Source organism: Protofrankia sp. CiP1_Cm_nod3, from assembly GCF_982290655.1.
This window is the reverse complement of sequence record NZ_CEVIVD010000238.1, coordinates 1-4,411: the sequence shown is the minus strand read 5'-3', so window position 1 is coordinate 4,411 and position 4,411 is coordinate 1. Positions and strand designations below refer to the sequence as shown.

Annotated in this window: 5 protein-coding genes and 1 pseudogene; all 6 read left to right on the top strand. The window is 71.3% G+C overall.

Annotated elements, in window-relative coordinates:
* Positions 1-283: pseudogene (locus AC5LUJ_RS23495) on the top strand (FtsK/SpoIIIE domain-containing protein); the annotation flags it as partial.
* Positions 280-510: a hypothetical protein gene (locus AC5LUJ_RS23490; RefSeq protein ID WP_250291449.1), complete on the top strand. Its 231-nt coding sequence runs from the start codon at positions 280-282 to the stop codon at positions 508-510. The pseudogene AC5LUJ_RS23495 and the gene AC5LUJ_RS23490, both read left to right, overlap by 4 nt.
* Positions 507-2,231 carry a replication initiator gene (locus AC5LUJ_RS23485; RefSeq protein ID WP_445548396.1) on the top strand — a complete coding sequence of 575 codons (1,725 nt, stop codon included), beginning with the start codon at positions 507-509 and terminating at the stop codon, positions 2,229-2,231. The genes AC5LUJ_RS23490 and AC5LUJ_RS23485 overlap by 4 nt, the downstream gene beginning before the upstream one ends.
* A gap of 30 nt (positions 2,232-2,261) precedes the next feature.
* The gene (locus tag AC5LUJ_RS23480; RefSeq protein WP_250291451.1) at positions 2,262-2,447 is read left to right on the top strand and encodes a helix-turn-helix domain-containing protein; all 186 of its coding nucleotides are present in this window, start codon (positions 2,262-2,264) and stop codon (positions 2,445-2,447) included.
* Between the two features lie 139 nt (positions 2,448-2,586).
* Positions 2,587-2,883 carry a hypothetical protein gene (locus AC5LUJ_RS23475; protein ID WP_250291452.1) on the top strand — a complete coding sequence of 99 codons (297 nt, stop codon included), beginning with the start codon at positions 2,587-2,589 and terminating at the stop codon, positions 2,881-2,883.
* A gap of 253 nt (positions 2,884-3,136) precedes the next feature.
* On the top strand, positions 3,137-4,408 hold the full coding sequence (locus AC5LUJ_RS23470) for a tyrosine-type recombinase/integrase (protein ID WP_250291456.1): 1,272 nt from the start codon (positions 3,137-3,139) through the stop codon (positions 4,406-4,408).
* The last annotated feature ends 3 nt before the right edge of the window (positions 4,409-4,411 follow it).

The following is a 4,411-nucleotide window of genomic DNA, read 5'->3' as shown; positions in this document are numbered from 1 at the left end:
GGCGCTGCGGCTGACCGAACCCGACCAAGTCGACCTGGTCCTGGGCGACGGCGCACGGGATCGCGGCGCCCGAGCGGAGGAGATCCCCGACGGGCTGCCCGGGGTCGGCTATGTGCTCGCCGACGGGCAGGCCGACCCGGTGCGGGTGCGGGCCGCCTGGATCGACGACGCCGAGATCGGCCGGATGGCGCACCGCTACCGGCCACCGGTCGCCGGTCAGATCATTGGCTTCGACGATCCCGGCACAGGGTGGACCCCGGATGTCGACGGTTGGGCGGCATGACCGGACTGGAGGGATACGCCCCGGTGTTCGTGCTGCCGCTGTGCTCCTGGTGCCGGCACCTGTGGGCGGCACACCGGACCGATGCCGGTTGCCGGGTGCCGGTCGGGCGGGGGCGGGTGTGCGGCTGCCGGGAACCGCCCCCCGGCCACCCGCCCGATCCCGACCCGGCCGGCGACGGCCCGAACCACGACCACGACCACCAGGACCAGGAGGAGCGGGCCGCGTGACAAGTGGAACGGACCCCGCCGGCCTGCTGTCGGCGCATCCGGATAGTCCGACCGGCACCGTCTCAAGTACGGACCCGGCGGCGGGGAGTCGGGCGGCGCGGATGCGACTGCCGCTGGCCCGGCAGGTCCTCGAGGCGGTCGCGGTCGACAACGGGGTGTGCATCCGCCCGTTGGCGATGCGCCGGGTGGACCTGACCACCGGGGAGACGGAAACGATCCCGGTGCCGTGCGGGGCCACCCTGGCCAGCAAGTGCCCGCCGTGCGCGGACCGGGCACGCAAGCTGCGGATGGCGCAGTGCAAGGCCGGCTGGCACCTCGACGACGAACCACTCCCCGACCCGGACCCGCCGACCGACGACGCGAAAACCCTCGTCCAGCTCCGCGCCGACCTCGAAGCCGTCCGCACCGACGCCGTGACCAGCCACCACGTCGAGCAGATCACCGAAGCCGACGATCTGATCTCCCAGGTCGACGCCGCGTTGACCGATCTTGGTGTGCGCGGCACGACCGCCCCGGAGGCCCGGGAGCGGCCCCGGCGGACCCGATCGACCCGGCGCAGGCAGGACGCCCCCGACCTGCCCCGGCTCCCCGTCGACCGGCGCACCGTGGGCCGGACGTTCACCGCACCCGACGGGACGGTGTGGCGGCCGTCGATGTTTCTCACGCTCACCTGCGACAGCTACGGCCGAGTGAACGGCGACGGCACCCCGGTGGACCCGGACGGCTACGACTACCGGCGGGCGGCCCGCGACGCGATCCACTTTCCCAAGCTGCTCGACCGGTTCTGGCAGAACCTCCGCCGCGCGGTCGGCTGGGACGTGCAGTACTTCGCCGCCCTGGAGCCGCAACGGCGGCTGGCGCCGCATCTGCACGCGGCGATACGCGGCACGATCCCGCGGGTGCTGCTGCGGCAGGTCGCGGCTGCGACCTATCACCAGGTGTGGTGGCCGTCCTGTGACCGGCCGGTCTACGGCCCCGGCCGGCTGCCGGTCTGGGACGAACGGGCCGGCGGCTACACCGACCCGGACAGCGGCGCACCGCTGCCGACCTGGGACGCGGCGTTGGATACGCTCGGCGACGATGCCGAGCCCGCGCATGTGGTCCGGTTCGGGGTGCAGGTCCGCGCGGACGGGGTGACCGCGAACAACGCCAATACCGGCCGGCTGATCGGCTACCTGACCAAATATTTGACCAAGGGCCTGGACGCCTGCCACACGGTAAGCACCGATGCGCAGCGACAGCACGTCGACCGGCTCGCCGACGCGCTGCGCTACGAACCGTGCGCGCCGACGTGTGCGAACTGGCTGCTCTACGGCGTCCAGCCGAAGAACCCGCGGGCCGGGCTGGTACCGGGACGGTGCCGGGGCAAGGCCCACCGGCGCGAAACCCTCGGCTTCGGCGGCCGACGGGTACTCGTCTCCCGGAAGTGGTCGGGCAAGACCCTCGCCGATCATCGGGAAGATCGAAAAATCTGGGTCCGGCAACAGCTTGCCGTCCTCGGCCACACAGGTGACACCAGCGGCGGCCAGGGCGACGGCGTCGACCGGGCGGTCTGGCAGCTTCTCCGCCCCGGCGACCCTGCCACACCCCGCCGGGAACATCTCCTCCTCCGCGCGGTCGCGGACCGCCACCGCTGGCGCGCCCAACTCGACACAGCCCGACGCGCCACCGGCGCTGAGCTTCCGGCAATCGGCCCACCGGACTCGGCTCGCGCTGCCTGACCGCCCGCCCTGGCCCTGTGGAGAAGAGTCGTGATCAAGCTCTTACTGACTGTCGACGAAGCCGCCGCGCTGCTCGGCGTCGGGCGTAGCACCGTGTACGACCTGATCCGCGGTCACCGGCTCGAATCCGTCCGCATCGGCCGTGCTCGGCGTGTTCCCCGTGCCGCGGTCCTCGCCTATGTCGACCGGCTGCGCGGCGACGGAGAAGCAGCATGACCGGCCAGCAATCCAACAACCAGGCGCGGGGACCTCCCGACCGCCCGGACACTCGGCAAGCAAAGCGGTCCCGGTGGGTGCTGCGAACACCCGACCGGGACCTGAGACCCACCCTTGAGCAAGCAAGGAGTGAAGCCCTGTGCCCATCTTCTCGTCCGGCAGCTTCGGGGCGTGGCGCACCCCCGGCGGTGACTCACCGCTCGTCGCGGTGCGTGCGACCGACACCGGTCATGAGTTGACCATCCGCCCTGGTGCTGACGTCGGCGACTTGGCCGCGATCCTCGCCGATCTGCCCGCGGACTCGTTCTTCACCGAACATTTCGGTGACGTCGACGCGGTGCTGGTCTTCCACCGGGTGCCCGGACTTCCGGCAACCGTCCCGGCCGGCCCGCACCCCTCGGCCGATCCGGTGGCGGCGAGCGTCCCCCGCCCGTAGCGGCATTCCTGCCCGCCCTTCCCATTTCTTTTCCGTTCTCTGGCGGCTTTCCCTGCTGTCGGGGTGCCGGACGTGTCCAGGGTCGGCCGAAGGCCGATCGCGTCAGCGACGCCATAGGCGCCCTGGACGCGGCCGGCGCCCCGACAGATCATCCCCCGCCCAGAGAACGGACCCCGGAACCGGAACCGGACAACGCCATCCGCGACCGGCCTCGGCGGAACCTTCCCCCTCTCGGCAAGGAGTCCTCCTCACCATGCCCAGCAACGGCAACAACAGCAGCGGCCCGGCGAACGGCCGGCGCAAGGAGCGCACGAAGCGTGCGAACGGCCAGGGCTCGATCTACCAGCGGGCCGACGGCCTGTGGGTCGGCGCAGCCTACGTCCTCATGCCGGACGGGACGACCAGGCGGCGACCGGTCTACGGCAAGTCGGAAGAGATCGTCCGTGGCAAGCTCACCGAACTACAGGCCAACTCCGACCAGGGCATTCCGGCAGAGGCGACCGGGTGGACGGTCGAGAAGTTCCTGACCTACTGGCTCGCGCAGAGCGTGAAACCGAACGCCAAGCCGGCGACGTACCACGGGTACGAGATGATGGTTCGGGTCCACATCTGCCCGGCGATCGGCAAGAAGCGGCTGAACAAGCTGACCGCGGCGGACGTCCGGCTGTTCATGCGCCAGATGGAGAACTCGTGCCTGTGCTGCAAGCACGGTCGAGACGCCCGGCGGTCGGTGAAGGATCGGCGCTGCTGCGCGGTCGGCCGGTGCTGCCAGGCCATCCCGTCCCGGCGGCTCGTCCAGCAGGCTCACGCGGTGCTGCGCAACGGCCTTCAGGCGGCTGTCCGCGAGGAACTGATCCGCCGGAACGTGGCGAAGCTGGTCAAGGTCACACCACCGAGGTACGGGATCAACCGGGGCCTGACCGTCGACCAGGCACGGGCACTGCTCGACGCGGCGGCCGGCGACCGGCTGTATGCGCTCGTGGTCCTGGCGCTCTTCCTCGGCCTGCGCCGCGGGGAACTGCTCGGCCTCCAGTGGTCCGACGTCGACACCGACCGCGGCACCCTCACGATCCGCCGCACTCTCCAGCGCACCGGCGGCGCGCTCCACCTGGTCACGCCCAAGACGGACACGTCGTTCCGCACCCTGCCCCTGATCGGCCTGGTCGCCGACGCCCTCACCGAACATCGCAAGCTTCAGGACGCCGAGCGAGAGGCGGCCGGCAAGCGCTGGGTGAGCACCGACCACGTGTTCACCACGAAGATCGGTACTGTGATCGAACCCGGTAACCTCCGCCGCACCTGGGAGCCCCTCCGCCGTGCGGCCGGCCTCGACGGCGTGGTCTTCCACGGCCTCCGCCACACCTGCGTAACCCTGCTCCTGGACCTCGGCGTCCCACCCCACACCGTCCGTGAGATCGCCGGCCACTCCGCCATCGAGGTCACCATGACCATCTACGCCCACTCGTCGATGGCCGAAAAACGCGCCGCCCTCTCCCGCCTCGACACCCACCTGACCGGCCCCTGAGCC

Bases quoted from the DNA above. Each gene is read 5' to 3' on its own strand.
- AC5LUJ_RS23490 (WP_250291449.1), top strand. From the start codon at position 280: ATGACCGGACTGGAGGGATACGCCCCGGTGTTCGTGCTGCCGCTGTGC.
- AC5LUJ_RS23470 (WP_250291456.1), top strand. From the start codon at position 3,137: ATGCCCAGCAACGGCAACAACAGCAGCGGCCCGGCGAACGGCCGGCGC.